We start from the raw sequence: 3,156 nt of genomic DNA on the forward strand, positions 1-3,156 counted from the left end.
GGCCAGGAAGGCGGTGACCACGATGGTGGCGGCCGGCATCCGCACGCCGCCGCTGCGCAGGGCCACGCCCCGCACCCAGGCCAGCACCGGGAGCGCGGCCACGGCCAGCGCGACCGCGAGGATCCAGGCCCAGGCGCCGATCAGTTCCGCCGCCAGCCCCGGCACGGCGACCAGCGCCAGCACCGCCACCGAGAGCAGGTCGGCCAACCTCAGCGTCACCGTCGTCGCGGTCACCGGTTCCGCGCCCAGGTCGGTGCGGCGCAGCACCGAGGTGACGCGCAGGACCTCTCCGAGCCGGAACGGCAGCACGTGGTTGCCTAGCAGCGAGACGTGCAACGCGGCCCAGGACTGGCCGGCGGTCAGGCCGGGCAGGGCGCGCGTCCAGGCCCAGCTGCGCAAGGCGAAGGCGAGGGCGTAACAGACCAGCGCGAGGGCGAGCCCGCCGGGGGAGCCGGCCAGGGCCTTCGCGGTCTCCCGCAGCACCGGACCGTCGACCACCCGGGCCAGGTAGACCACGGACAGCGCGAGCACGACGACGCCGGCTGCCGTGCGTGCCTTCCGCACTGAATCGCTCCTGTCGCTAACTCGCGCATGCACCTTTCTTGGGAAAGGTCAGGTTAGCCTTGCCTGCGCAGACGGGACGTTACTGGAGGTGAGCATGGCAGTCGTGGTCACCGGGTCGGCCGGCTTTCTCGGCCAGGCCGTCGTGGCGCGCCTGCTCGCCGCCGGACGTGAGGTCATCGGCATCGACCGCCGCGGCGGCAGGCCCAAGGGACAGGGCCCCTCCGGCGTCCCCGGCCACACCGAGCTGCACGCGGACCTGCTCGGCCCCGACGGGATCGCCGCCGCCGCGATCCGCGAGGCGAGCGGGGTCATCCACCTCGCCGGTTGTCCCGGCGTGCGCGACCTCCGCGCCGATGTCGGCTGGTACCGGCACCGGGACAACGTGCTCGCGACCGCCGCCGTGCTCGGCTCCGCCGGCCGCCGCACCACCGTGGTCGTCGCGACCTCGTCCTCGATCTACGGCGGTTCGGTCGGCGGCCGGGCCTGCGTCGAGACCGATCAGCTGAACCCGCGCGGCGGCTACGCCGCGAGCAAGGCGCTGGCCGAGGCGCTGTGCCGGGACCACAACGAGGCCGGCGGCCGGGTCGTGATCGCGCGGCCGTTCACCGTCGCCGGTGAGGGTCAGCGCTCGGACATGGCGCTCGCGTCCTGGATCGAGGCCGCCCAGGCCGGCCGTCCGCTGCGCATCCTCGGCGGACCGGAGCGCACCCGCGACATCACCGACGTCCGCGACGCCGCCCGGGCCCTGGTTGCCCTGCTCGACGCCGACGAGCCCGGTGCGGTCAACGTCGGCACCGGCGTCCCGGTCCGCCTCGACGCGATGGTCGAGGCCATCGCGACCGGTTTGAACGTCGAGGTCCGCACCCGGGTGGAGCCGGCCGGACCGGAGGAGGTCGCCGACACCCGGGCCGACACCCGCCGGTTGGCGAGCCTGGTCGGGTTCGTGCCGGTGACGGACCTGACCGATGTGGTGGCCCGTCAGATCGCGGCGGTCCTGCCGCAGTCGGGTCGGGTCTCTGCGTGAACCGAGCACCGCGTCGAGCGGTGGCCGCGGGAATGATCGCGGCGTTCCTGGTCGCCCTGGTCGTCGGGGTGCTGGGGATCGACGTGCGCGCCACGATCGGCGGCCGGGCCGCGGTCGACGAGCCGCAGTACCTGCTCACGGCGCTGTCCCTGGCCGAGGACGGCGACCTCGACATCTCGGACGAGCTCTACGACCGGCGGTGGCGGGCTTTCCACGACCGCAATCTGCCGGTGCAGACCCAGCCCAAGGCCGACGGCAGCGCAATCAGTCCGCACGACCCGCTGCTGCCGATCCTGATCGCCGCGCCGATGGGGCTGTGGGGCTTCGAGGGCGCCAAGGCGACCCTCTGCGTGATCGCCGGCCTGGCCGCGGCACTCACGGTCTGGGTCGCTGTGCGCCGCTTCGGGGTGCGGCCCGCCCTGGCGACCGCCGTGGTGTCCGTCGCGTTCGCCTCCCCGCCGTTGGGGATCTACGCCCAGCAGGTCTACCCGGAGATGCCGGCCGCGTTGGCCACCCTGGTCGCGGTGGCCGCGCTGACCGGCTCCTGGACGTGGCGTGCTCGTATTGCCTTCGTCCTCGCGGTGGTGGCCCTGCCCTGGCTGAGCGTCAAGTACGCCCCGGCGGCGGTCACGCTAGCGCTGGTCGGCCTCTACCGGCTGTGGCGCTCCCGCGGCCGGCTCGCGGTGTTCACCCTGCTGACGGTCTTCGCGGGGATGGGCGTGGCCTACCTCGTGGTGCACCAGCTGATCTGGGACGGCTGGACCGTCTACGCCTCCGGCGACTTCTTCCAGGAGCCCGGAGAGTTTGCGGTGGTCGGGACCGACCCGAACTATCTCGGCCGCAGCGACCGGTTGGCCGCGCTGCTGATCGACCGGAACTGGGGGATCGCGGCCTGGCAGCCGGCCTACCTGCTGGTGATCCCGGCGGTGGCGGCACTGCTCGCGGCCCGGCCGCGCGGGTGGGCCGGGCTGATCCTGCCCGCGGCCGCCGGGTGGTTCGTCGCCACCTTCGTCGCGCTCACCATGAGCGGGTTCTGGTCGCCCGGTCGCCAGCTCGTGGTGATCCTGCCGCTGCTGCTGGTGGTGATCGCCTGGTGGCTGCAGACCGCGCCGCCCGGCGTCCTGGTCAGCGGCGCGGCGCTGGGCTTCGTCGGGGTGGTCGCGATGGGGGCGCTGCTGATCGACGGCTGGGACCGCAGGATCACCTGGGTATTCGGCTTCGACAAGGTCGACGACCCGCTCTACGACGGCTGGAAGGTGTTCCTGCCGCCGTACCAGGAGGGCGCCGGCGCGGAGATCTGGGTACGGCACGGGATCTGGATGGTGGTGATCGCCGCGGTGGCTGCCCTGGCCTGTCGCGCGGCGCGGCCTCGGGGCGAGGCCGTCGGGTCGGGTAGCGTCGCCGAGCCCTCGGACGTCGAGGTCGGATCTCAGGCGAGGTGAGGCGTGGCCGGAAGAGCGCGAGCGGCCGGGCTGGCGCTCGGTGTGCTGGCCGACGCCGTGCTGGCCGACCCGCGGCGCGGACACCCGGTGGCGGGGTTCGGCCGCTTCGCCGGCGCGGTGGAACGC

3 protein-coding genes and 1 pseudogene are annotated in these 3,156 nt (G+C 73.9%); 3 read left to right on the forward strand and 1 reads right to left on the reverse strand.

All coding sequences use genetic code 11. The annotated features are described in order from the left end of the window. Positions 1 to 564 (reverse strand): lysylphosphatidylglycerol synthase domain-containing protein (locus H0X00_RS22945; RefSeq protein WP_293775110.1); only part of this gene is annotated, 564 nt, incomplete at its 3' end. 94 nt (positions 565 to 658) lie between these two features. Here H0X00_RS22945 and H0X00_RS22950 point away from each other — a divergent pair. The 3 genes and pseudogenes from H0X00_RS22950 to H0X00_RS24055 form a co-directional block, all read left to right on the forward strand. Then, positions 659 to 1,588 (forward strand): NAD(P)-dependent oxidoreductase, encoded by a 930-nt coding sequence (locus tag H0X00_RS22950; protein WP_293775112.1) that lies wholly within the window; start codon positions 659 to 661, stop codon positions 1,586 to 1,588. Next, positions 1,585 to 3,030, forward strand: coding sequence for a hypothetical protein (locus tag H0X00_RS22955; protein WP_293775111.1), 1,446 nt, complete (start codon positions 1,585 to 1,587; stop codon positions 3,028 to 3,030). Before H0X00_RS22950 ends, H0X00_RS22955 begins: the two co-directional genes overlap by 4 nt. 30 nt (positions 3,031 to 3,060) lie before the next feature. Further along, positions 3,061 to 3,156: pseudogene (locus H0X00_RS24055) on the forward strand (cobalamin biosynthesis protein); the annotation flags it as partial.

This window comes from Sporichthya sp. (genome assembly GCF_013815995.1).
Taxonomy (GTDB): Bacteria; Actinomycetota; Actinomycetes; order Sporichthyales; family Sporichthyaceae; genus Sporichthya.

Excerpts from the sequence above, each read along its gene's own strand:
- H0X00_RS22950 (WP_293775112.1), top strand. The coding sequence starts at position 659 with ATGGCAGTCGTGGTCACCGGGTCGGCCGGCTTTCTCGGCCAGGCCGTC.